Source organism: Vibrio sp. QJM3NY_26, from assembly GCF_057786005.1.
The window spans coordinates 1,524,143-1,546,932 of the sequence record NZ_CM173516.1 but is presented as its reverse complement, the minus strand read 5'-3'; the positions used below and the strand labels follow the sequence as shown (position 1 = coordinate 1,546,932).

Here is a 22,790-nt window from a genome sequence, read left to right as displayed (position 1 = left end):
AGAGCAACGTTAAGCACATCACTTATCCTAGAGATAGGTATTCCTTCCGTTTAAGTCCACTTACCTTAAAACTGATTTTTCTAAAATATATGCGTCGCTTGAAATGTACTCATTGACCATCACCATAAGAGCATCTAATGAGTGTGGAGGTATCGTTTCAGTAAACCCATCTGGGAACACCTCTTTTGATAAATAGCAGGATGGGAGATTTGAACTTTTTATATAGTTCTCCAGATCAAGAACCTTTTGACCATTTGCATTGTTCAATGAGTACAATAGAGAATGAGCAAAGTTGTTTACTCTAGACTGCTGGGCCATTCTTGCTTCAGGTGTCCTACAAGTAATACCGTACTTGTAAGCAACGATCTCAGTTTCATAGCTTAGTTGCTGAATGTAAAAGAATGCTTCCCTAGCTGGATCGAACCCATAAGTGGCACATGTTGGGCATCTTCGCCCTTTTTTGAAGTTTTTAGGTGTAATAGAGCAAAGGTGTCCATCGGGGCATTTGACATCTACCTTTGTTGTTGAGTTTATGTAGAAGAAGTTATCAGATAGAGACCATCCCTCTCGCTCTATTAAAGTCAATAGTTCATCTTTGGCTGTATCTGCATTGGTTCCATTACAAATAGAGCAGCCAAAGCCTGCTTTAAAGTTATCTGGTAATACACGAACATTATGACCATCATCACAAATGAGGCTTACCTTTTCGCCAGAGTTTGCATAAACATAATCTGGGGCAAGCTGCCACCCTCTACGATGCACAATCTCTACGAATGACTCTGATATTTTGTCGATTCTATCTTTTCGAGAACACGTAGGGCAGCCTTTTCCTCGGTATATATCAGCAGGAGTTCGTTTTACTAAATGACCATCATCACAAATGAGGCTTACCTTTTCGCCGGAGTTTGCATAAACATAATCTGGGGCAAGCTGCCACCCTCTACGATGCACAATCTCTACGAATGACTCTGATATTTTGTCGATTCTATCTTTTCGAGAACACGTAGGGCAGCCTTTTCCTCGGTATATATCAGCAGGAGCTCGTTTTACTAAATGACCATTATCACATATAAGTGCGATAATCTCATTTGCCCCCTTATAACTTTCATTTGGAGAAAGAACCCAGCCTTTGATATCAAGCTCAAAATTAAATCTTTCTTTTCCAACCTCTGGTAGATTGATGTCACATGCTTTGCAGTATTGCGTTACCCTAAATTGATTTGGGGCAATGGTTTTGAAATGTCCATTTGGGCACTCTATTGCAACTACCGCTGTAGCATTTTGATATTCATAGTCTTCAGAAAACTTCCAACGAGTGGCTAAGACAGTATTTTCAAATAGTTTCCGCGCAAGATCTTTGCTGTTGCCAGCACATATTGAACATCCTTTACCTTGCTTAAAGTCTGATGGGGTTATTTTGACTGAATGACCATGCTCACATATCAAGTCAGCTTTTGTCTGTGAGGTCACGTACCTAAAAGTCTTGCTTTTGCGCCAACCACGAGCTTTTATTCTATCGTCAAGATCTTTAATAGCATTTTCTACATTGTTAGAAGAACACTTGCTACACCTAACACCACATTTAAACTTTTCAGGAGATATACTGATCTCGTGACCTTTGTTGCATATAACGTTTACCTTCTTTTTAGTAGTTTGGTAACAGTACATACTAGATAGTTTCCAGTTACTTCTAACAATCAAACTTTCAAAGTCCAGTCTCGCTTGTTCAGGACATTTACCAGAGCACTTTTTACATCGACGACCATTTTTAAAGTTGTCAGGTCTTATATTGCATTCATGCTCGTTTGGGCAGACTAACGCTACGGGTACTGACACTCCTTTATAGTTGTATTTATCTGTTAGTCTCCAACCTTGTTCGATAACATAAAGCTCAAAGTTTTTCTGAGCAACTAAGCTACGTTTCTTTGGCAATTGGCTTTCGAGTCGTTGTTCGAATTCATGCTCAGATAAATGGTGTACAGGGCGTGACATTTAACTATTTTCTAGTGCGGTAAATACCAATCACTATACTATTTTTGGAAGCTAAAAGTGTGTCTTATTCTTTTTTTGTTGCTAAACCACATACTCAACATACTGCCTAGCATCACACAGCGATTGCACCAGCGAATGAATACATCAACAGCTTTGAAATACGATACGTATACTAGAAACATGCAAGCAAATGATAATCATTTGAAGTGTTACAAAAAACTATTCTAAATGACAATGGGGGGAAGATGTGTTTAACCGCCCCGTCAGCACACCTGTGGACAGGAATAAATCGGTGAACTTGCTAGTTTAGCAGTTAATGAATAACTGCGGGTACGTCATAGTCCCAATTAACTGGAGGTAAGGTTTGATGTTATTATACAGGCACTTAGAGCTACTATGTGGAGTCAGATATATCGCTGTGGGTAAAGTTGTCGAGATATAAAACATACGTTCGTCACATTCTTACCAAGCGATACTCTCTGATAGTTGAAGTCTTCTACCGTAGTACCAATTACATCAGTACGAAACACCGAATTAACAACGAGGTAATGTGTTGAAATTTCCAACGTTTGATTATCGAGCATGGTACAAAACTGATGTAGCCTCAATGGAGCAGGTTGATACACTATTTTTTAATGAAAAGGCACACAGCGATTTTTACTATCGTGGGATGGCTGACTATGACTTTGTCTGCATTTCAACATTTTATCGCTATTTCATCAATAGTCGTAAACTAAATTGGCGAGAGGTCAATGTAGGTTTCAATTCGATGGTTGAGCTACCCGAAATCGACGAAGATGAATACAAGAACCTCTCGTTTAACATTCTAGATGATTTTTATTCAAACCTGCTTTCCCTTGGTTCTAACGAGATTTCTTATGAGTCAGTAGCTTACTTGGCGCAGCACTATGGCTTACCAACTGATCTGATTGATTTTAGCTTTGATCCAAAGATCGCGTTGTATTTTGCTTGCTGTGAGATGCCAGACAGTGATTGTAGCCTTTACATGTTCGATATCTATGCCCATGTCAAAAATATGATGGCTTTGGCTGGTCAAGGGCCAACGCCTAACATTGGTTATATGCTCAACGAAGATGGTACACATATGACCAATGAAGAACGAGCGCAAGTATTTAAAGACTACTGCACGACTTTAAGTAAAGACGGTGCCTCAACAGTGACACCAATCATTAAAGGTGGTGATATTCGCTTTGGTGAGCGTATCATTAATCAAAAAGGAGCGTTCATCTATCATCGTAGCGAAGTTCCCATGGATCAGCTGATGTATACTGCTTCTAGTGAATCCTATTATCGCGGACGCAGAATCTATAAAATCGCCAAAGAACTAAAACCACAAATTCTACAGGTTCTTGATGAACGTTTTGGTATTAACGAAGCATTTGTTTACCCGCCCACTGATCTGAACCTTGAAATCATTGATAAGGCGTCAGCTATGACCAAAGAAAAATTCGAATTATAAATACCTTACTGCCCAAAGCTTCATGAACTTATTAACAAATTAAAGACTCAGCACTGAGGCTCCATTTTTATAAGAAAAACTAGGTTAAGTTCTGCTGAGACCTGTGAAGACTGATTCTGGCATAACACATAATGGGGCATAAATGAGTTGGGGCCACTAGGCTCGAATATATTGCGCGGGCCCGTTCAGTTCAATAGCTTCAACCACATGATAAACATCACAATAACAACTGTCTGATTTGTTTGTGCTCTGGTGTAGCGTTCTTCCCTACATTAACTTTCCATACTTGCATACGAACGGAAAGCTCCAGCCGTTGCGTTAGAACCTGCGTTATGTAGACCTAGAGCTAGGCAAACCTGCTTGTAATACTGAGGGTCAATAGCTGCCCCAAAGTTCCATGACTCCTCGCCATCGTGCATCGTCAAGTCGCCTGTTAGTGTCGGATATCTTATCCACAACTTATTGGCGAGAATCCATGCTGATAACTGTCCGCTAGTTGAGAACTCTTGGCTACGAGCAGCTACAATCAAAGCGTTAAGCTCAGAGTCACGAGTATCACGAGCTTTACGAAGAGCCTCTTGCTGAACAGCCTCACGGGCACGTTTCTCTGATTTAGCTGCTTCATAGGTCTTAATGTTATCCGACACTTGACTAACGAACTTGGCGTTACCTTCGCGAATATCTTGAGGAATGTCGGATATATTGCTCCACATCTGCTTAACGACCTCCCCTTTACGAGAGGTCTCTGTAGTGAACCAGAAGCATAGGTCTTCTTTAGACGTAGCAGTCTTCAGTATGGACTCAAACTGCTTAGCCTGTTTGATGTGAAAGAAAACTTCTTTAGAACCCATGATTACACAGTGAATGAATTTGCATTCCGTAAAAATGAAGCCGAACCCACGAACATCTTTATAGTTTTTTATTTTACCGAATTTAAGTTGTTGCATAATAAAAACCCTTTAAATTGACAAGGAGTTTACTGCCGATATTAAAATAGACACACCTAAGGGAAAATCTCATGGACAAGCAACACTTGAAAACATCGTACAACCATAATCCCTTAACGTAAAATGTGTCAGATCGTGTGTGAACCATTACAACTTAACTTAGCTCCTTGTCATACGCGACCGATAGATGGAGAAACATCAATGACACTTACAGACCCTTTATGAATCTCATAGTAATCTCTTACTACTTTAATCGCTGATCCATACTTTTCTGATATACCGTTGTATATTGCTGGTTGCTTTGATAGCACGCTAGTTAGGGCTCTTCCTCCATTCAAGAACTTTAGTGGATAATGAGTGCCTATTACGTAGAGGTTTTTAGCCTTTTCAGTATCATATTCCGCAAGTTCATAGAAATCTTTAAATAACCCATTCTGCCGTATTGACTCAGCCCCACCTTTCCAATCGATAAACTTGAATTCAGCTACTTGAAGATTTGTTTCGAGATCAAATTTTCGACCAGTATTACCAGCTCCTAAAGAAACACTTTGAACAACTTCTCCTTTTTTTAGAATATCTTTAAGTGAGTGTAATATTCCTGAGGCATGAATAATAACATTGATTTCTCCAGCGACTTTTTTTACAGCCAAGGCTGATGCAACAAAGTCATCATCTATTTTTCTCTCAGAGCAAAACTCTAATGAGTCGGCACCGTTAGCGCCGATAATGTCTTCTTCCATACAAGAAAGACTTTCAGTGAGAGAACCTCCTTGAAATTTATTAATTGCTTCAATTGCACTTTCAATACTCATCTGTACCTTTACGTATAATAAAGTTAAGTCATATGTATACCCACATTACTGTTATTACGAAAAGTAAGTCAAATGACACTTAGATGAAGTGTGTGCTCAATCAGACGTAACACCAAACAGGGTACTTTTGAGCTAGAAAGTGCCATGGGTAAAAATTCAGCCTATGAACGCTATAGTACAAAAGTGAGTCATTGCTTTTCCCAAATTAGCAATTTGTGAATAACTAAAAGTATGGAAAGTCACTGAACTTGGTGTCCAGTCTTGACGGTGCAGATCAGTTTGTCAAAAAACAAGTCGCACGACGTATAAAAATTATTGTGATAACTTGTTGCTATACACGTGTAGTAATCCATACCTCTCTCTCGAAAAGCTTCTATAAGGGCATCACGAAGACCTTCAAACACACCAATGTGTCTTGCATAAGGGGCTAAAAACTCGTCATCTGATGTTTCACTTTCAACTAATCCAATTAATTGATTTTTAGCTTCTTTACACCGCTGCGACATGTAACTAGTCGAGTTTGAGTATTGATCCAGCGCAGAAAGAAATTTCTTATATTCAAATTCATTTCGTCTGAAAAAAGGAATACTCTTCATTATAGCGTTCTGATCTATGCTTTCACTTGTAATTAGATGTGCCCACCTATCATTTTGCCACAAGGACTTGTGGAATATTTGATTACTAACTCCACACACACACACATAGTTGACAAAATCGAGCCTCAATAGCTTTTCTACAAGTAGATTAAACAAATCTTTATTTTGCATTTTTGTGTCAAGAATTTCTATTCGTTCAATTGTTGGACAAGATTTTTGAAGACCTGTGATGGATCCGAGTATTGATGAATCAAAGAGTTCAGATTCTCTAAGTTTTAATAGCTCCATAGGCATGTGCGTAGGGGCTCTTATTATAAGTTCAATTGAGTCATCGAAATAACTAAACTGTTCGCGTGGGTATACCGATATTGCGAATTGTTTAACAATTTTTTCAACTACTTTTTCCACAACAATCATATCTAGAACCCCTCACTAATTTCGAAACCCAAGAGTACCAGAAAATCATTCCCGATCAATAAGTTCATATAATTCAATTATTTAAGTTATAATATCTTAGCATGTAAAATAGTAACCACGTATTTAAACGAGGTAGTAGTGAGTCAATATTACCAATCGCTCCCAAGGCACGGCACTCAACCTTATGAGCGAATGGTCACTTAATCACCCGAACTGCCATAGAACGGGGACACAACCTAAACCTAGTCGGTGTTCCCACCCTGTATATCAGGTTTTAGATCCCATAAGAGATCGTGTTAGCTCAACTAATGCACACCAATTTAGACAACATGCTATTATTGTATAAGTTGCATAACTAGTGCGAGCAAGATATACCAAATGAATCCTTTAAAAAACATATCTCATCGCCACTTCGGGAGAGTTGAGTATGGAAATTGAAGTGCTACTACAGGGCTTATCTGCGGCAGCAAAAAGCCCCCTAGCATTTGTGGCTTATTGCTTAGTTGTACTTTGTTGGGCGACTATTGGCTACAAAGAAGCAAGATTCAGAATGATTGCTAAGAGTCTTGAGTTTCTACCAGAAAATCAAAGGCTTGAAGCAATGAAACTTGAATATGGACTAGAGCCCAAAAAAGGTCTAAGTCCTGAGTTATATCTCAGCTTAAAGAGAAAAAACTATATATTCTTAGCCTTTGCTATAACTGTAGTTGCAATACTTCTTATATCTACCTTAACTATTTATCGCTCAATTCAAATCGATAAAGCAAATGTTGCTAAGCAAACAATGAATATTGCTTATGAAACGTTCATACGTGGAACTACTACAGCGGACGATAATCGGTTTAAAAACGCAATAGGGAAGTTAGAAGAAGCTTTGGCAGTGAATCCATCTTATTCTGGATACTCAAACTTAGCAGACATATATGATGAAGTGGGCAATGTTGATGGAGCTCTATGGGCGAGCAGGAAAGCCGCAGCGTTAGATCCAACGAACCCCAGCCCTCAATTGAATATTGGGATGTACTTAAAAGATAAAGGCAAACTTCAAGCGGCACTGAAACATTCACAGAAAGCTCTCAGCTTATTCCAGAATACTAATATAGACGATGACGAGTTTATGGTCGCAATACTCGTAAATATTGGTAATATTTATTACGAGATGGCTGAATCATCAAGTGGTGAACAAAAAACTAAATTTGCAAACTTGGCTAAACAGAATTACTACCAGCCTGCTTTAGAATTACGTGGAGGGATGAGAAATAAAAGGTTTTTAGCTAACCTGTTAGGGAATGCGGCGAACAATCATCGTCTACTCAAAGAGTTTGATGCCGCCGAAGATTTAATGTTCCAATCTATTTCAATTAAAGAAAAACTTTCAAAGCAATCTTCTATATGGAGTAGTCTAGGAATTGGTTACTTCAACTTAGGAGATATTTACCTCAAGCAAGGAAATCTTGATGACGCAAATAAGTATTTTAATAAAAGCGAAGATATATTCTTAGCATCAGATCACCAAATTGGCCTAGGCAGTATTCATTTAGCCAAAGGTGAGATCGCTTTTCTTAAAAACAACTTTCAACAGGCTAAGCAAGAATGGTTGCTTGCCCGTCAAATATTCGCCTCAAACGGACTTAACTTGTACACAAACAAAGCGGTTAACAAACTGAAATTATTAGAGAATTAGAGTTATTAAATAGCTAGTCTTCCAAAACTTTGCATGCGCATCTGAATGTTTGAGCAGAGCGATTAAAAGAGTTTGTACTAGGTCGCTTTTGCACCGAAGTGAGTTTACCTACATAAAAATCTCATTACGGTATTAGCCTTGTTGACACCACGTGACCTTCATTTAGGTAAATTCTGGTTGTTTATGAACGATACAATCTAATCCGCAACTGATAATTGGGCAAAGACATGTTAATGGTGATCGTTCTGTCCGTATCTGAACAGAAGCGAGTTATTGGATTTGCTAAATTGATAAGAGATGGATTAGCTAGAATGACTTCCTGACCTTTTACTGGTTTGCGAATTCAACAACTTCAAACAATCATCATAATCCTCTTCTGAGAACTGAGCTAAACTTCGCTCAAGGCTTTTTTCGTGCTTCTTGTGAAATAATGCTATTGATTCTTCTTGAAACCGCGCATTACCAGCATAGGCCAGCTCAGATTCAACCATCATAAATAACGTTTTCGAACCACTTTTTTCAGCTTTGTTAATCTCAAAATCATACAAATCAAGAAACAGTTGCTCCAAATACTTTGCTAGGCGGTTTAGACACTCATAAAAAGTCAGAAAAGTTTTGCTGCTTTCTATTTTCTCACGAAGATGCTCATTAACTCTTTCATCAGCCCAGCCCTTACCAACGTAAACACACTCCAGTAACTTTCTACCTTCACTGTCAACACAATACTCTTCCCAGAGTAAATAAACACCCATTTTATCAAGTAGATTGACAGGGTTTTCTCTTATAAACTTCTTGTTTTCTGTGAACTCTTTTAGATACTTGTATATAGGAAAGAAAATACCATGAGAAACAATCTCATTAACCGATATAGGCTCAGAAAGTTCTTTACTAGATATAGCATCAAAATCAGAGTAACCCTTAACCTTCTCACGGCTCAAGGTGGACATTTCTTCATGTGAGATTTCAAACGTTCTATCGTGTTGCTTCTTTCTCATACGGATACTCTAGTTATTAGCGCTTTATAGACAGTAGACAAGACCTAGACCCCGAAGGGATATTCTAACAGGCAGGCTATACATTATAATTGAGTTTGGCTTGGTTAATTGGCGATTGGGCAAGCAAGTTGTTGAAGAAGAACTAAGCTTTTTCCATCTGCTCAACCATTTCTAAGTTGCTCAGTTCAAACTTGTAAAAGCGATTGAAGCCCTTTTTGTCATCTTCTAGCTTCATTTTGTTTGAACGGACATCGATATACCATTTTTTTTCAACGATCCATCTAAATGCAGCTCTCTCCGTAACAATAAGCTCATCTTTATCACTAGCCATCCCAAAGTCAGTTCTGACTTTGCTCTTGTTCTTTTCTGACAGTGATGGGTGAAGTTTTAAAATCAGAGGCAGTCTTAAGTTCCATAGCTTGTCTTGCGTCAAAGTCTCATGAGCATGCTGCCTAGATTCTTTAATCTTATGTTCTTCAACAACATTTCTAACTCGAGCAAAATGAAAGTTCTTAAACTTGTTCGCTTCGGGTTCAGAGCGATCAAAGGCTCTAAACATCCAACTAGTCCCATCGTACATAATTGCCAACGGTACTAACGTTCTTCTTTCATGGTTAGTGCTATTTTCAGAAAGGTACTTGCAAGAAATGGCGTAGTTACCAGCGATTGCTCTGGTGAGCATAGCCACTTCATTAGTATTTAGTTGGTTAGGAATTTTCCCAATTTTTTCGTATGAAAGCTCTGTTACTCCAAAAATTTTGTTGCTATTGAAACCATTAGCAAGCATCCCCAGAGCTAGTTCACCATCAATATCTAATAGTGGTTCAAACGTGCTCCTGTTAATCGTATTAGTTTTTTGTGTTTTATTATTTGGCCGACGTTTGGTGTACTCAGTAAGAACTCGGGAAGCCGCAGCTTCTGCAATTCCAAACGCATCTTTCAGGTCTGACCGAGTAACACGACCAGTAAAATAAAGCTTAAAGTCGATATAAGCTAGGCGAGCATTACTAGAGGTGGTCTCTGCTGTTATGTCAGCTTGAGAGCTAGTTACCATGATGCTTTTCCGTTGTTCAATCTTTTCTTTAGCATACCAACAATTCCTTATCGTGCAATTAAAACACGCAAAAAATATCACAATAGATCATTGCAATGTATCATTTCGATCTGTTAGCATGATCCATATTGAAATTATGGTTATTTCATTAACAGTGTTACTAGGAGGTAATTGTGCAAGATCAAGGCTTCAAATCACTAAGACAACTAAGTGCAAGCGATAAAGAGTTCTGCTTCGAAATGATCTCTCAAATCACCTCGAACCTAGATTTGACAGAAACACAGTTGTCTCAGCTTAAAAAGGCCTACAAAGCTATTGGGTCTTACTTGGCAAATCAAGAGGGATGGCTGGCTGAATGCTACATTTATGCTCAAGGTAGTGTCGGTATCGGGACATCAGTAAAGCCTATTAATGAAAACTCTGACATGGATATAGATCTAGTTCTTCACATACCAAATAAACGCTATCCTTCATCTGTACACGAAGCTAATGAACTCCTCTATGGCTTGATCAGTGTATTGAGAGATTCCCAGCGATATGGTCAGAAAATTGAGAGTGTGCCAAAGCGTCGGTGTGTCACTCTTCGTTACGGAGGTATCGAAGGTCAAGGCTTTCACATGGACATTACTCCTAGCATGCCAGAAGATCTAGGCGCCCCAAGTTATAAAAATAATGTCAGGGTTGCTGATACCAAAACTGCTAATAGCCCTTCTCAACCTCATGGCTACCGAACATGGTTTAGAAGTGCATGCAGTAAAGATATTCGTTGGAGTCGAAAGAGCAGTTACCGTATTGAAAATGGGATGAATGCTGGAACCGTTGAGCAACTACCAGGTCAGGTTCGTAAGACTGTGCTTCAGATTGTTGTTCAACTGCTTAAACGACATAGAGACATGTGGAAGCAAGACAATCACAACATTTACTCTGACTACGCCCCGATTAGTATAATCATCACTACCCTAGCTGGTCTTGCATATGAGCAGTGTGCAAGATCCAACAAAGAGTATAGCAACCCTTTTGATCTGGTATTAGATGTACTTGAGGCTATGCCAAGCTTCATTTCCCAGCAGCGCTTATCTGATGGCACTTTCGCCTATACAATTCTTAACCCAGCACTTCCTTTGGAAAACTTTGCCGATAAGTGGCACGAGAAACCGATGTTAGCTCATGCATTTAAAGCATGGTATGCACATGCCACCGATGACTTGGCAAGGCTACTTGAATCAGGTGAGGGTATTGACGAGACCATTGAACGCTCAAAATTAATATTTGGGTCTCAAGCAGCAAGAGGTCTTCAGCAAAAATTAGCCAATACTTTGAACAACCGCAGAGCGATGGATCAAGCCGTTGTTTCTTCCGTGGGTTTAGGGTTATCTACATCTGCATCTGCAAAGCCAGTCCCTAAGCATAACTTCTACGGTGATTTATAGATGACCTATAACCTTCGTCGACAATTGAACGCTTTGCAAAAGCGTTACCATGGCGGAAGAGGCCAAATCATCAAAAGGAAGAATGGGTTACAACTAGAGTGGAGGCAATGGTTGCAACCTTCACGACTTAGCCGTGAATACTTAGTCCTTGTAAGGTGGGGGGGATTAAGCAGTATTCCTGAAGTGGAGGTTTTGTCACCAAATCTTAGAGAAATATCAGGAGGGAAGCGCTCCCCTCACGAGTTTTACTCAAAAGAGAATACCAAGCCATGCCTGATGTTTAACAACGGAAGCTCCAAAGATTGGGTTCCAAGTATGTTGTTCTCAGAGTCGATCATTCCATGGACACAAGAATGGCTATTGTATTGGGAGCTTTGGTTATCAGATGGACAATGGCGTGGCGGTGGTGTCCATCCAGGTGAACTCACGATAGAACAATACATTGCCCAACAAAAAAACTCTCTTCATCAGACCTCAAACAAAGGAAAGTTATGAATCTGCTGACTTATATCATTGTTCAGACCACCAACTGGTTGTTTAGAAAGCGTTCACCTGCGTTGTTCGTTTTTAGAACGGGAGCCTCCTTTTTCCCGATAACACTAATGGGAGGCGTAGCGTTCAATGCTCAATATTCAACAACTAGTCAACTCATTAGACTTGATGTTGTAGGTTCTGACGTACCCACCCTACTCGTTTTTGTCGGTTTCTCTTTCAGTATACTGCTCATGATAGTTGGGCTAGTTTGGGAGATAATTCGTTCAGTTATGGAACACCGAAAGCTTACGAAAAAAGTTATGTTCACAATAGAGCAAAGAGGCTTAGTAAATACATCTGATTCTCCCCTATCTGAACACATTAGGCAGAAACATAAAGGTAAACAAATCTCGAATACTGTGATAGATATCCGAGATAGTCTTGCTAATGGAACAGTAAGTAAACCAAAATTGGCACTTAAGAAGTTTCTTAATCTAGAGCTCTCTATAGAAGAGCGTAGAAATAGCGTGACTGCTGAAGACTTCCATGTCGTTTATGGAGGATTAGTTCCTATTCCATTTGCCTTCTTGTCAGGATATCTATTAGATGATGAATCATCTGTCGAGGTTCTTGATTGGGATCGACAAATCTCATGTTGGAGAGCACTTGATGCCATCAATGATGATCTAGAGACGTTTGAGGTAATTAAAAAGCAAGCTACCCGTAAAGATGCTGTTGTACTTGCAGTATCTTTCTCGTATCTCGTTGATGAGAAAGCTATTGATCAGTGTTTTCCGAACATGCCTCAAGTCCACTTAAGGCTGGCCACAAAACGTTTTGATAATCATTGGTCAAGCAAAAAGCAGAGTCGCTTGGCTTATGATTTAATCGAAAACGTTAAGTCTATAATGGCTGATGGCTATGAGGAGATCCACCTCGTACTAGCCTCACAAAATAGTGTCGCATTCAAATTTGGCCAGGCATATGACCGAAGAAACCTTCCCCCAATTACAATCTATCAGTACGAAAAAAATAACGATGTTCCTTACCCATGGGGAGTTCATATTACCAATGTAGCGCACGCAGCTCCTTCCATCATTACGACTCCAAGTAATGACCACTTAAAGCGAGCAGTTTAAATACGCAATGGGGTCAGGTCTTGTCTTTTGCCAACAATTAGTGAGGTTAATTGAATGAAGAGCAGTACTAGCAAAATCCTAGAGCACTTCTGAGTTACAAAGTGCTAACTATGAAGGTTCTGGACAACAATGAGTTGACGTATTCGCTTATTTCCTTTAATCAATGAACGGTCAAAGTATCAAGAATTGAGTCATTTTTTTTCGCAGTTATCATCTTTAGTTCTCCTCTTTCTACAACAACCAGATCTTGCGTATCATGTGCTAAAAAGAAGCCAAAGTTAGAATTCAGCATGATTAACGAGTGATTAGGCATTTGTTTTATTGAGTCTTTGAATACGACAGAATACTGCTCTGTATTGGGTTTACTCTCTAGTTTGTACGCATGATCTATGGATGAATAGACAAGATTTATAGCCATGGCTACAACTATAAATAGATAGATTGAAACTTGTTTGTAATTTTCGATATAGCGCCAGATGGGCAATCTAAAAAAGCACAGATAAAAGGCTACAATTGCACTTAAGTAAATAGTTCTAGGTTCTATCTTCCCTGTTATAGCGCCTGAGACTATTGGCAGGCTAATAAATCCAATAGCCAGTAATTTGTAACCAAAACCCTTAAATGCTCTTAACTTATCATTCTGACCATAATCTTCTTCAACAGCAAACTGCTTCAATGCATTAACTGAACCAAACAGAACGCCAAGTAAAGACATGACGGTGGTTACTAAAAGCCAAGCTATCGATTCAATGCTCGCAGACACATAATCATTAATTGTGAAAAAGTCCCCAACATTTATATCGTAGTTCCAAAACAAAAGCTTAGTATGCAGGAAGCCACTGACAAAAAACATTGCCGTTAAAAAAGCGAGAAATGTTGAAAATTGCTGACTAGTTACTTCTACTTTACCAATAACGTCAGCCGCAAAATAATTCACTCTATTCTTGGTCAGTAGCTTTTTTTTTTGTCGGCTCTCTTTGCGTGCCATTTTAGATGCCACGCATATTTGATTGGCTTTAATCTCATTGAGTTCTTCAATTTTTATGTGGCTTTGAGGTGCCTTATCCCAAGTGGCTTCGTGAAAGCTTAGCAAGTTTCGTTTTGCGTTATACCTCCATAAATTGTGATAGTCTGAAATTAAACCCTGATACTTCTCTAGAGGTACGCTTTCTAACACAATCTCTTCATCAACAGATAATTTCTCGTTGAAGCCATCACCTACATCATAAAAGCCAAAAGCTTTATTCCTTACTTTATTTGCCATTTTGTCATGTTGATACATGCTGTATTCGGGAAACAGCTTCACGGACTGCATGCTAAACAAAGTAAAAGCTACATATCTAAGGTCGTTTCCTGCTCTCCCATACCTACCTTTTCGAAATTTATACAACCTATATTGCAGTAAAATGCGGTAAAGCAAAGTAGCAATGCGCAGCTTGAGCAAATAATACTTTGTTTGAAAGAACATATAGAGCACCTATGAAAACACATTAGTATAGAGTTTAAAGTGTATGAGTCTCAGAGCAAGTACTCTATGTTGTCGTTATTCAATTAATAAATTTCTATCAACTTGAAACAGTCTGAACGACGATACGGCTTTTTCTGCTTGAGCATTGATGGCTCAGAAAAGTGATATCTCATTTCGGGGCAAAAGTAACTCAGACTGGATTCGGCAACAAGTGAAGGGGCTTTTCTCGGTTACTATGCCACTTCTGTACACAGTAACCCCTAAAGCCGAAGACCGAAATTGTGAAAAACGTCAGAATAAAACGGCCAATTAGGAAAAACGTCAGAATAAGGAAGCTCACGAGGAAACCAAAATGAAATGAAACGAGGAACTCCCGTTTCAGAGACGTTAACCCACTCTGCTTCTACCGTTTTGATAGTTATGCTAAATTTGGGTCGAAGCTCATCTAAAGGAATGATAATGAAATCATGGATAGCAATTACAGTGTTAGCCTCAGGGGTTTTGAGTGCTGCTGAATTTCGGACACCAAACTGCCCAATTGGCTGCCCTAGCCTTGAAATTGACGGTAATGTTGTCATCTTCGAACGTTTGTACGCGCTCTCTCAAAATAAGAAAACACAGTTTGCTGATTGGGTCGCATATGAAGTCGATATTCTTAACTTTGGAACAACAACTAATCGGACTTGGAAAAATAACCCTCTACTTGTTGAAGCTGAACGATTAGAGAAAGGTGATTATACTGGGGCTTCAAGTAAGCTCGATGTTGATCGTGGGCACCAGGCTCCCTTAGCCAGTTTTGTCGGCAGTCGCTATTGGCCTACTCTTAACTATTTATCGAATATCACTCCCCAATCAAAAGACTTAAACCAAGGCGCATGGAAAAACTTGGAAGAAGCAGTTAGGGATGCCGTTGGGTTTCGAGAAAGCCTGTACGTTATTACGGGGACTCTCTACCGTAACGAAATGGATGCTTTGCCAAAAGCTGATGAGCCTCATGCAATACCTTCGGATTACTACAAAATTGTGTACGATGAGAAAGGCAATTCTGTAGCCTTTTTCATGAACCAACACACAACCAGAGATACTAATTACTGCACGAAAAAGTTAGCAGTGTCTGAATTGAGATCAATCGTCCCATATACCCTGCCAAGTGGATTAGCTGATAGTAATGAAATATTGGAACGTTTAGGTTGTTGATCACTGAGGTTATTTGGGCTCGAATTGGTCAGCTCAGAACATGCTAGAAGTTGTAGCTATGCCGCACTTCCATTTGAATTTCCGACTTCCAACATGCAGTGTAACTACGAATAAGTAATCAAGCTATTTAGTCCACTACTTCAAGAACAAGTAGCTCTTTATAGGATTGAGATACTTAACTTACCTAGAAACAACCATGGGCTACGCCCATGAACCAATCGAGCTCTTTCAAAGCGTAGCTTTGGTATGTCTTCATGAGGGTCACTTTTACTCTATATATAATATTAAAGTGAAAGTGACCCTATACATTTAACCCATTTCAAATTAACAATCCAGTGAAAGAACTAACCAGTTATATGGATGAGTGTACTAATGAACTGTCCAAACGACTGCATGTTAAACACCAAGCTACAAATCTAGTGAAGTGGGTGATTTTCAAAGTTCATTACGTGAGTGACTGCGGTCGCAAGTACGATCTCGTCATACTGAGTAGTTAAATCAATATCGGTTAAGACGATCAGCAGCAACAGGTCGGGATCCGATACATCGCTCATCAAATGCAAAGCTATGTCATCAGAATCGACCTTCATCACAGCTTGAGCCATCAATGAAAACAACTGGTTTAAACAGCTATCGCACTGAGTATTTGCGCGATGGATATACTCTAGAAAAATTGATTTAGTATTCATACGTACAGAATAATAAAAACACTCATAGTTAAAGTATTGGAATTGACTGCCACCATGTGAAGAGAATCACGATTCAGTCGCTTGCATAACTGATTAGTTCAAACAAGCCCAACTTTTAAAAGTGAGCTTTATTAACTCGAACATAGGCTAATTAAACCGCACTTAGTTTTACAAACATTGACGGCTTCAGAACTCATACTGTATATTTATACAGTATAGATTCTAAGGTCGTAAATATGAACATTCTACCGCTTTCCTCATCCAGTATATCTTGCTCACTCACCTCATGGGAATCACCAGCGGCTGAGTATGTAGAGCTTGGTGTTTCACTGGATTCTGTCTTAGTGAATAACCCTAATGCTACATATCTTGCTTATGCTAATGGAGATTCCATGGAAAGAATTGGCATCTTCAACGGTGACTTGTTAGTCATCGATAGAAAGCCACAAGCTCAGCATTTTGATACCGTTATTGTCAGCTTAAATGGTGCATTTATGTGCAAGATCCTTGATGTGAATAACAGGCTTTTGCTGTCAGCAAATCCTCATCATTTACCTATTGAGATCCATCCAGAAGATGCCTTTGCTATTGAAGGGGTTGTGATACGTTCTATTCGTCTACATAAACCACTGCCTGAGTTCATGTAATGTTTGCTCTTATAGATTGCAACGCTATGTATGTCGCTTGTGAACAAGTATTTCGACCTGATTTACGACACCTACCCTGTATTGTCTTATCAAACAATGATGGTGCCGTTGTAGCAGCAAATAGGTTGGCAAAAGAAGCTGGAGTTAAGAAATTTGAGCCCTATTTCAGGCAAAAGACACTCATTGAAAAGCGTGGTGTGAACGTTTTTTCATCAAACTATGCTTTATATGCTGATCTGTCTGCAAAAATGATGGCCACAATTACTGCTTTCTCACCGAGGAGCCACATTTACTCAATAGACGAATGCTTTTTAGATATCAGCCGTTTTTCACATATTGAGTCAGACTTAACCTCTTTCGGTCAACGAATTCGTCAAACCGTCTGGAAAGAATGTCGACTGCCCGTTTGCTTTGGTGCTGGTGATACTTTGACACTATCCAAAATGGCTAACAGAGTTGCAAAAGTTGACAAAGAATTGAATGGTGTCTGCATCATAGATTCTGAAGACAAACGCCAACAATATTTAGCATCACAACCTGTATCTGAAGTTTGGGGCGTTGGAAGAAGATTGACACAACGTATGAAGTTAATGGGGATTAAAACGGCTCTAGATCTAGCGAATTTATGTCCTGAACAAGCAAGGTGCTCTTTCAATGTAGAAATTGAACGAACCGTTCGTGAGTTAAATGGCCATCCTTGCAAGGCTTGGGACGAATGCAGAGCGGACAAACAACAGATATTTAGCACTCGTAGTGTCGGTAACCGAATAACGTCACTTGAAGAGCTAAAGCAAGCCCTCGCCTTTCACGCAGCCACAGTGGCAAGAAAAGCACGCAACCAAAAGAGCTCATGCGCTATTCTCATGGCTTTTGCCAACACCTCGCCTTTCGATGATTTACCACAAAACTTCAAAGACACCTGCACATTTGAATTTCCAACCAATGACACAGGTAAGTTGACTAAAGCTGTGACGTTGATGGCAACTAGATTGTTTAAGCCAGGTGTCAGCTATTACAAGATTGGCGTAGGTGCGATGAACCTAGTATCCGATCGGCAGCGTCAACAGGACTTATTTTCAGAACCTGACAAGCCAGCATTGATGCAAGCCATCGATAGACTCAATAACAAACTGGGGCGAGATTCGATATTCCTAGCAGCCCAAGGAACTACACAAGACTGGGCTATGAAGCGTAATTTCTTGTCCCCTCAATACACGACAAAGTTAAAAGACCTACCGAGAGTGCTCTGTTAATTGAGACCTTGAAGAGTCGAGACCTGTTCTTATCAAGCTTTTAGAGAAAAGCAAGTTGATAGCTTCATGAACTAGCTCTGAGTCAATTAACTGAGATCGAGGCTGTGATCTATACATAATATATATGTTCACCCCTATTTTTTATCAACAGAAGTTAAAGTCCAGGATATGTAACCAATACTATGATTCTATTAGAATTTTATTCATGAATGATTACATAAATCGTGCCTATCATCACTTTAGTGATTAGCTATTTCATTCATAATTACAGTTTTTTTCAATTCATAGGTAACAATAATCGATGGGTCTAAATCTTAGTAAAATACGATCAGGAACAGATACTACTGTGATTGTTATCAATGGCTTCCTTTCGGAGTCAGATAACGACTTAACTGACTGGTTGAGCATTGTTGAGAACACTTACAAAGACGCAACTGTATTGCATCTAGAGTGGCCAGCAAGCAACATCGGTAAGAATATTAAACGTATTGCCAGTTCGAAGGTCGCAACTTTTGCCCTATCCGCATTTGTTCCAGGTATGGCCTTACTTTCATCGGCAAAATCAGCTGTAGATCTGACCGCCATGACGAGTGAATGGAGAAAGTCGATAGTCAACACCGAGGAAGCTGGTGAATTCTTAGCTAAATATATCGACTCAAACAGTGGTAACTACGTTGTCATGGGCCACTCTCTTGGTGCTCGTGTAAGCTACCATACATTGCGCAACCTTAAACGCGTTGAACGATTAAACAATGTTTTCTTACTGGGTGGTGCTGTTTCTAACCAAGGTGATTGGAATCAGTTTGCTCTAAACAATTACAGCTTGCGAATATTTAATGTGTACTCAAAAAACGATAGTGTTTTAAAGTATCTTTACCGCACAGGGACTGCATTCCGTAGCACTCCTATTGGGCGGCATAAAATCAACTCGCCATTTCAGAAACAAATACAAAATTTCGATGCTTCGCACCTCGTCAGTGGACACATGGAATATAAAAAAGAAGAACTAGGAACTTACATAGCCTCCATTATAAGTTCGGATATTTAGCATAATTTATTTTTGGCGATGTGGATTTATTTACAAGTAATATTAGTTCATATAGCGGTTTAGGTTCCCCCATCGACAAATATTTTGGGGGCTTTGCAAACTCGTAAAGGGACACTTTTGAGCTAAAAAAGTGTAACGCGTAAAAATTCTACCTGTGAAAGTTGGACAAAAGTGTTTCAGCGAACCTGTTAAATTAGTGAACCATGAATTAGCTCAAGTATAGAAAGTGTCGATAGGTTAAAGCAACTGCTAGCGTCTTGTAAGTTACAAGCATGATTTCAATCATGTGATCTGGCTTCCCCAGCGCTGTTGCTGGACAACGATGTAGAAGATCGGTGGTAACGTTTAATAACAATTAAATATTATGTAGAATGCTGCTCTTTATCTTTGATCGGTAACTTCGATGAAATCATCTCACGCTGTGTTCTTTTTCTTAGCGGGCATATTCGGTGTCTGGGTTGGGGGGCTATTTTTTGGGCTTTTCTGGGACATGTATATTAGCGGTAGATTAGAGGTTGGTGATGTAGCCACATGGGCTGCTGCATTCGGTACTATCTGTACTTTAGGCTTCTTAATCAATCAACACAAACAAATTCATAACGAACAAAAGAAAGAAAAAATTGACCGTAAAAGAGAAAGCAGTCAACAGCAAAACGCACTAAGAGAAGAACGTAAAAAACGAGAATCTCATGAGCGCCAGCAAAAAGAAATGTGGAACGAGCAGAGAGAAATGTTAGTTTTTCAAAAATATTTAGATCACAAAAAACAATTCTTAGACCACATAAATCACTTTGAAGCGACACTTAAAGGAAAGGTAACATTCGTTGATACTATTACTCTCTATAAGCTTCTTTTCCCAAAAAATAATTTCAGTAACTGTATTTGCATTTACTCCTCTAAAAAAGACTCAACTTTCATAAATGACATCACTCATCTGTATGAGAATATCGATAAATCAATTCGTTCGAAAGGCATAGATGAGCAACAGTTAATCAGAGACATGTTTGAAATTTGTCGACTGCTACATATTCAAGTTGGTCAGCGAGAGTTCGGTACAATCCGAGTTGAAGATATATATATTGATTATTTTGAACCACTGAAAACGTTAGAAGTAATTAAATTTGTCATATACGACTTAATGACGTTTTGTAATCTACCAGTAACCGACTTCCCATATAGTGGTACACAAAACATTCGTATCGAATGGCTAAAAGCGATGAATAGACTAATTGAACCTAAAATTGGTAGTCATCACAAACTTATGCTCAACAATAGTCATCAGCTGATTAGATTATTCCTCCATGCTCATTGCTCTTTATGGACATCTTCAATCAATAATGAAATCAGTTATAAATTAACTTATCATTTGAATTCTAGTGAGAGTTGTTTAAATTTTTTACAAGAAAAAAATCTATGTTATGACCTAATCACTGAAATACAACACGCTTTTAGGGCGCTAGCGAGCGATGAACAGCATTCAGAGTATGAAGAAATGTTCTATTCAATAGCATCCGCAGCACTTTTATTGCAACGTAACGAAGAGTTTGAATGGGAGGATTTACCCAAGAATGAATCACAATATGTCGACCTTTTCATTCGCTTATATTGATTCTGATGAATTGTAAAAGACCAGACAAGCCAATGAAAAGGTTTAAAAATGGATAATTTTTTGTAGGCCAAACGTACATAAACAGCATGTGAATGAGTAAAAGCACTAAGTGGAAATGGGGCATTTTCTAGCTCGAAAATGCCACGCGTGAAAATTCAGGATGTGATGTTTTTGGACAAAAGCACGTTAGAGTATGGATTCTAACGTGCCAATTTTTAATTAGAAAAGGTATCTTGAAGCCTGCTTGTATGAGTATATTACCCACGCTCCTTTGGTTGATCTTCTCGACTCTTTTTAACCCAATCGATTCCTATACCACCACCATCATTTCCCTGCTTAGGCGTTGGGGTATGTGGAGTTTTATCATTTGGACGCTTGTTTTCAGATGTCATTATTTTTCCTTACAATTGAGAAAGTAATATGAAGAATGCAGCGACGATAGTCGTTACTGCACTAAACTGAATATACCTATAAGCTGAGTCAACCAACTCAATTTTTTGAGTCATTACCGATCTGTGGACTTCTATTAGGTTCGCATAAATCTTCAATATATCTTTGAATACTTGTTCATTTTCTTGACTCAGATAATCACATGCACGTTCTTCTAGCTTTAATGTTGGCATATTAGTAATTCGGATGGATGCAAATAATTTAAACCATGAGCCGACTAAGCCAAATACAATCAGAAATAAAAGAAACACTACCCAGCATTGCATTGCGGTAACGGGTGGAAAGAACTTACCAAATCCCCACCCAACCAAACTAGCAAAGATACCTAATACCGCAGATACCAAACCTAAAAACTTATTAGCCTTTGAATCTAGTGCATCAAAGCGTTTAAGCTCGTGATCTAAGCTAGATTTGGCATAATCATATGCAACCTCTTTTATAATAGTGATAATACCTCCTTAATATACTCATAACGCCAAACGGTGTGAGTCACTCTTAAACTTATTGTTATAATTGTACTAGCGGGTGATCGCCAAACGCCCCTAATTCATAAACATTTCTGAGCTCATGCATCCACTCGTGTTCAAAACTCAAATGCTCCAACAAAGCATACCTTTCGACCAGTAACTTAAACTTATAGAAATCATCATTTGCTGATATCGTCACGCAGTTCACAGCTAGTAATTGAGTTACCTTTTGATTGATAAAAGACCTAACTATATTTGTGTAAAATTTTTCGGTCTTACTAACATCTCGAGTAATGGCATCTTCAAAATCTAACGGTTCACCACCATAATTATTATTAAGCATAATGAACTTTAACAGGTGATATAATATCCTAAAGTAATGATTGCATTCGATATCGCATCGCATGTTGCCAGCTCTTTCGACTGGAGATAAGCCGACACCGTTTTTTATAATATTTCGGTGAAGTTTCCCAATTTTAGATTTTTGAGGTCTGTTTTGTACAACTACCTCCTCATTAAGCGAGTCGAATACTGAATTCATTTGGCTGAGTAATGAATGAAACGTATCTTCAAACCGCTTCTTCTCTTGAGTTTTAGCTTGTTCTTTTTGAGCATTTTCTGTTTCCTTCAAAATCTGTTGTGTCGCTGCCAATTCAGTTTTCTGAATCAATACGGACTGAGTTAACCAGTAAAATGCAAGTAACGCGATCATCGGGTTTAGTATTCCACCAATAAAATCTCCAAATGAGCCCCATACAGAACTGTCTGTAGATAACGGAATATCGTTTATCAGGAAAAACCAAACAACATACACCATAGGAGTAGAGACAATGAAACAAGCAGCAATTTTTTTACTTGTTTTGACACCAATTTCGATTTGTTTCGGTTCCATCTTAAGTTCCAATAAATAGAAAAATCATAACGCCTATTAGCCGACAAATT

At 38.9% G+C, this 22,790-nt stretch carries 21 protein-coding genes; 10 read left to right on the top strand and 11 right to left on the bottom strand.

The genetic code is table 11. From position 1 onward, the window contains the following. Positions 1-60: 60 nt before the first annotated feature. The gene (locus tag AC3CH4_RS22125; protein WP_488543846.1) at positions 61-1,992 is read right to left on the bottom strand and encodes a hypothetical protein; all 1,932 of its coding nucleotides are present in this window, start codon (positions 1,990-1,992) and stop codon (positions 61-63) included. A 553-nt stretch (positions 1,993-2,545) separates the two neighbouring features. On the opposite strand from AC3CH4_RS22125, the gene AC3CH4_RS22120 reads away from it, so the two are divergent. Beyond that, the gene (locus AC3CH4_RS22120; protein ID WP_488543845.1) at positions 2,546-3,472 is read left to right on the top strand and encodes an FRG domain-containing protein; all 927 of its coding nucleotides are present in this window, start codon (positions 2,546-2,548) and stop codon (positions 3,470-3,472) included. A 272-nt stretch (positions 3,473-3,744) separates the two neighbouring features. Here the strand turns inward: AC3CH4_RS22120 and AC3CH4_RS22115 are convergent, their stop codons facing one another. The 3 genes from AC3CH4_RS22115 to AC3CH4_RS22105 all read right to left on the bottom strand — a co-directional run bounded on the left by AC3CH4_RS22115 (position 3,745) and on the right by AC3CH4_RS22105 (position 6,244). Then, the gene (locus tag AC3CH4_RS22115; RefSeq protein WP_488543844.1) at positions 3,745-4,419 is read right to left on the bottom strand and encodes a hypothetical protein; all 675 of its coding nucleotides are present in this window, start codon (positions 4,417-4,419) and stop codon (positions 3,745-3,747) included. Positions 4,420-4,589: 170 nt separating this feature from the next. After that, positions 4,590-5,231, bottom strand: a complete 642-nt coding sequence (locus AC3CH4_RS22110; RefSeq protein WP_108339091.1) for a hypothetical protein — start codon at positions 5,229-5,231, stop codon at positions 4,590-4,592. A gap of 239 nt (positions 5,232-5,470) precedes the next feature. Beyond that, the gene (locus AC3CH4_RS22105) at positions 5,471-6,244 is read right to left on the bottom strand and encodes a hypothetical protein (protein ID WP_488543843.1); all 774 of its coding nucleotides are present in this window, start codon (positions 6,242-6,244) and stop codon (positions 5,471-5,473) included. Between the two features lie 427 nt (positions 6,245-6,671). On the opposite strand from AC3CH4_RS22105, the gene AC3CH4_RS22100 reads away from it, so the two are divergent. Continuing rightward, positions 6,672-7,928, top strand: a complete 1,257-nt coding sequence (locus tag AC3CH4_RS22100; RefSeq protein WP_280543353.1) for a tetratricopeptide repeat protein — start codon at positions 6,672-6,674, stop codon at positions 7,926-7,928. Positions 7,929-8,230: 302 nt separating this feature from the next. Here AC3CH4_RS22100 and AC3CH4_RS22095 read toward each other — a convergent pair whose 3' ends face one another. Both AC3CH4_RS22095 and AC3CH4_RS22090 read right to left on the bottom strand, forming a co-directional pair. Further along, positions 8,231-8,923 (bottom strand): hypothetical protein, encoded by a 693-nt coding sequence (locus AC3CH4_RS22095; protein WP_488543842.1) that lies wholly within the window; start codon positions 8,921-8,923, stop codon positions 8,231-8,233. 142 nt (positions 8,924-9,065) lie between these two features. Then, positions 9,066-9,977 (bottom strand): BrxR family helix-turn-helix transcriptional regulator, encoded by a 912-nt coding sequence (locus tag AC3CH4_RS22090; protein ID WP_280543352.1) that lies wholly within the window; start codon positions 9,975-9,977, stop codon positions 9,066-9,068. A 173-nt stretch (positions 9,978-10,150) separates the two neighbouring features. Between AC3CH4_RS22090 and AC3CH4_RS22085 the strand changes: the two genes are divergently transcribed. The 3 genes from AC3CH4_RS22085 to AC3CH4_RS22075 are packed head-to-tail and all read left to right on the top strand — an operon-like array spanning position 10,151 to position 13,020. Then, complete coding sequence (locus AC3CH4_RS22085; protein ID WP_488543841.1) at positions 10,151-11,407, top strand: nucleotidyltransferase domain-containing protein; 1,257 nt, start codon at positions 10,151-10,153, stop codon at positions 11,405-11,407. Further along, the gene (locus AC3CH4_RS22080; protein ID WP_108338727.1) at positions 11,408-11,902 is read left to right on the top strand and encodes a type II CBASS E2 protein; all 495 of its coding nucleotides are present in this window, start codon (positions 11,408-11,410) and stop codon (positions 11,900-11,902) included. It begins immediately after the preceding gene. Continuing rightward, complete coding sequence (locus AC3CH4_RS22075) at positions 11,899-13,020, top strand: SAVED domain-containing protein (RefSeq protein ID WP_488543840.1); 1,122 nt, start codon at positions 11,899-11,901, stop codon at positions 13,018-13,020. Before AC3CH4_RS22080 ends, AC3CH4_RS22075 begins: the two co-directional genes overlap by 4 nt. Positions 13,021-13,180: 160 nt before the next feature. On the opposite strand, the gene AC3CH4_RS22070 is transcribed toward AC3CH4_RS22075, so the two are convergent. Continuing rightward, positions 13,181-14,488 carry a hypothetical protein gene (locus AC3CH4_RS22070; protein ID WP_488543839.1) on the bottom strand — a complete coding sequence of 436 codons (1,308 nt, stop codon included), beginning with the start codon at positions 14,486-14,488 and terminating at the stop codon, positions 13,181-13,183. A gap of 459 nt (positions 14,489-14,947) precedes the next feature. Here AC3CH4_RS22070 and AC3CH4_RS22065 point away from each other — a divergent pair, with 459 nt between their 5' ends. Then, positions 14,948-15,685, top strand: a complete 738-nt coding sequence (locus tag AC3CH4_RS22065; protein WP_479255436.1) for a DNA/RNA non-specific endonuclease — start codon at positions 14,948-14,950, stop codon at positions 15,683-15,685. Between the two features lie 416 nt (positions 15,686-16,101). Here the strand turns inward: AC3CH4_RS22065 and AC3CH4_RS22060 are convergent, their stop codons facing one another. Continuing rightward, on the bottom strand, positions 16,102-16,374 hold the full coding sequence (locus AC3CH4_RS22060) for a hypothetical protein (RefSeq protein WP_488543838.1): 273 nt from the start codon (positions 16,372-16,374) through the stop codon (positions 16,102-16,104). Between the two features lie 236 nt (positions 16,375-16,610). Here AC3CH4_RS22060 and AC3CH4_RS22055 point away from each other — a divergent pair, with 236 nt between their 5' ends. The 4 genes from AC3CH4_RS22055 (at position 16,611) to AC3CH4_RS22040 (ending at position 20,931) form a co-directional block, all read left to right on the top strand. Then, positions 16,611-17,021, top strand: a complete 411-nt coding sequence (locus AC3CH4_RS22055; RefSeq protein ID WP_061025084.1) for a LexA family protein — start codon at positions 16,611-16,613, stop codon at positions 17,019-17,021. Further along, entirely contained in the window at positions 17,021-18,274 is a 1,254-nt protein-coding gene (locus AC3CH4_RS22050) for a Y-family DNA polymerase (protein ID WP_488543837.1), read from the top strand. The genes AC3CH4_RS22055 and AC3CH4_RS22050 overlap by 1 nt, the downstream gene beginning before the upstream one ends. Positions 18,275-18,620: 346 nt before the next feature. Next, entirely contained in the window at positions 18,621-19,322 is a 702-nt protein-coding gene (locus tag AC3CH4_RS22045) for a DUF726 domain-containing protein (RefSeq protein WP_488543836.1), read from the top strand. 403 nt (positions 19,323-19,725) lie between these two features. Beyond that, complete coding sequence (locus tag AC3CH4_RS22040; RefSeq protein WP_488543835.1) at positions 19,726-20,931, top strand: hypothetical protein; 1,206 nt, start codon at positions 19,726-19,728, stop codon at positions 20,929-20,931. 257 nt (positions 20,932-21,188) lie between these two features. On the opposite strand, the gene AC3CH4_RS22035 is transcribed toward AC3CH4_RS22040, so the two are convergent. From AC3CH4_RS22035 to AC3CH4_RS22025, 3 genes are all read right to left on the bottom strand, one after another. Continuing rightward, positions 21,189-21,323, bottom strand: coding sequence for a hypothetical protein (locus AC3CH4_RS22035; protein ID WP_279432291.1), 135 nt, complete (start codon positions 21,321-21,323; stop codon positions 21,189-21,191). A gap of 9 nt (positions 21,324-21,332) precedes the next feature. Beyond that, positions 21,333-21,554, bottom strand: coding sequence for a hypothetical protein (locus AC3CH4_RS22030; RefSeq protein ID WP_210444871.1), 222 nt, complete (start codon positions 21,552-21,554; stop codon positions 21,333-21,335). Positions 21,555-21,888: 334 nt separating this feature from the next. Continuing rightward, the gene (locus AC3CH4_RS22025) at positions 21,889-22,740 is read right to left on the bottom strand and encodes a putative phage abortive infection protein (RefSeq protein WP_488543834.1); all 852 of its coding nucleotides are present in this window, start codon (positions 22,738-22,740) and stop codon (positions 21,889-21,891) included. Positions 22,741-22,790: the final 50 nt, after the last annotated feature.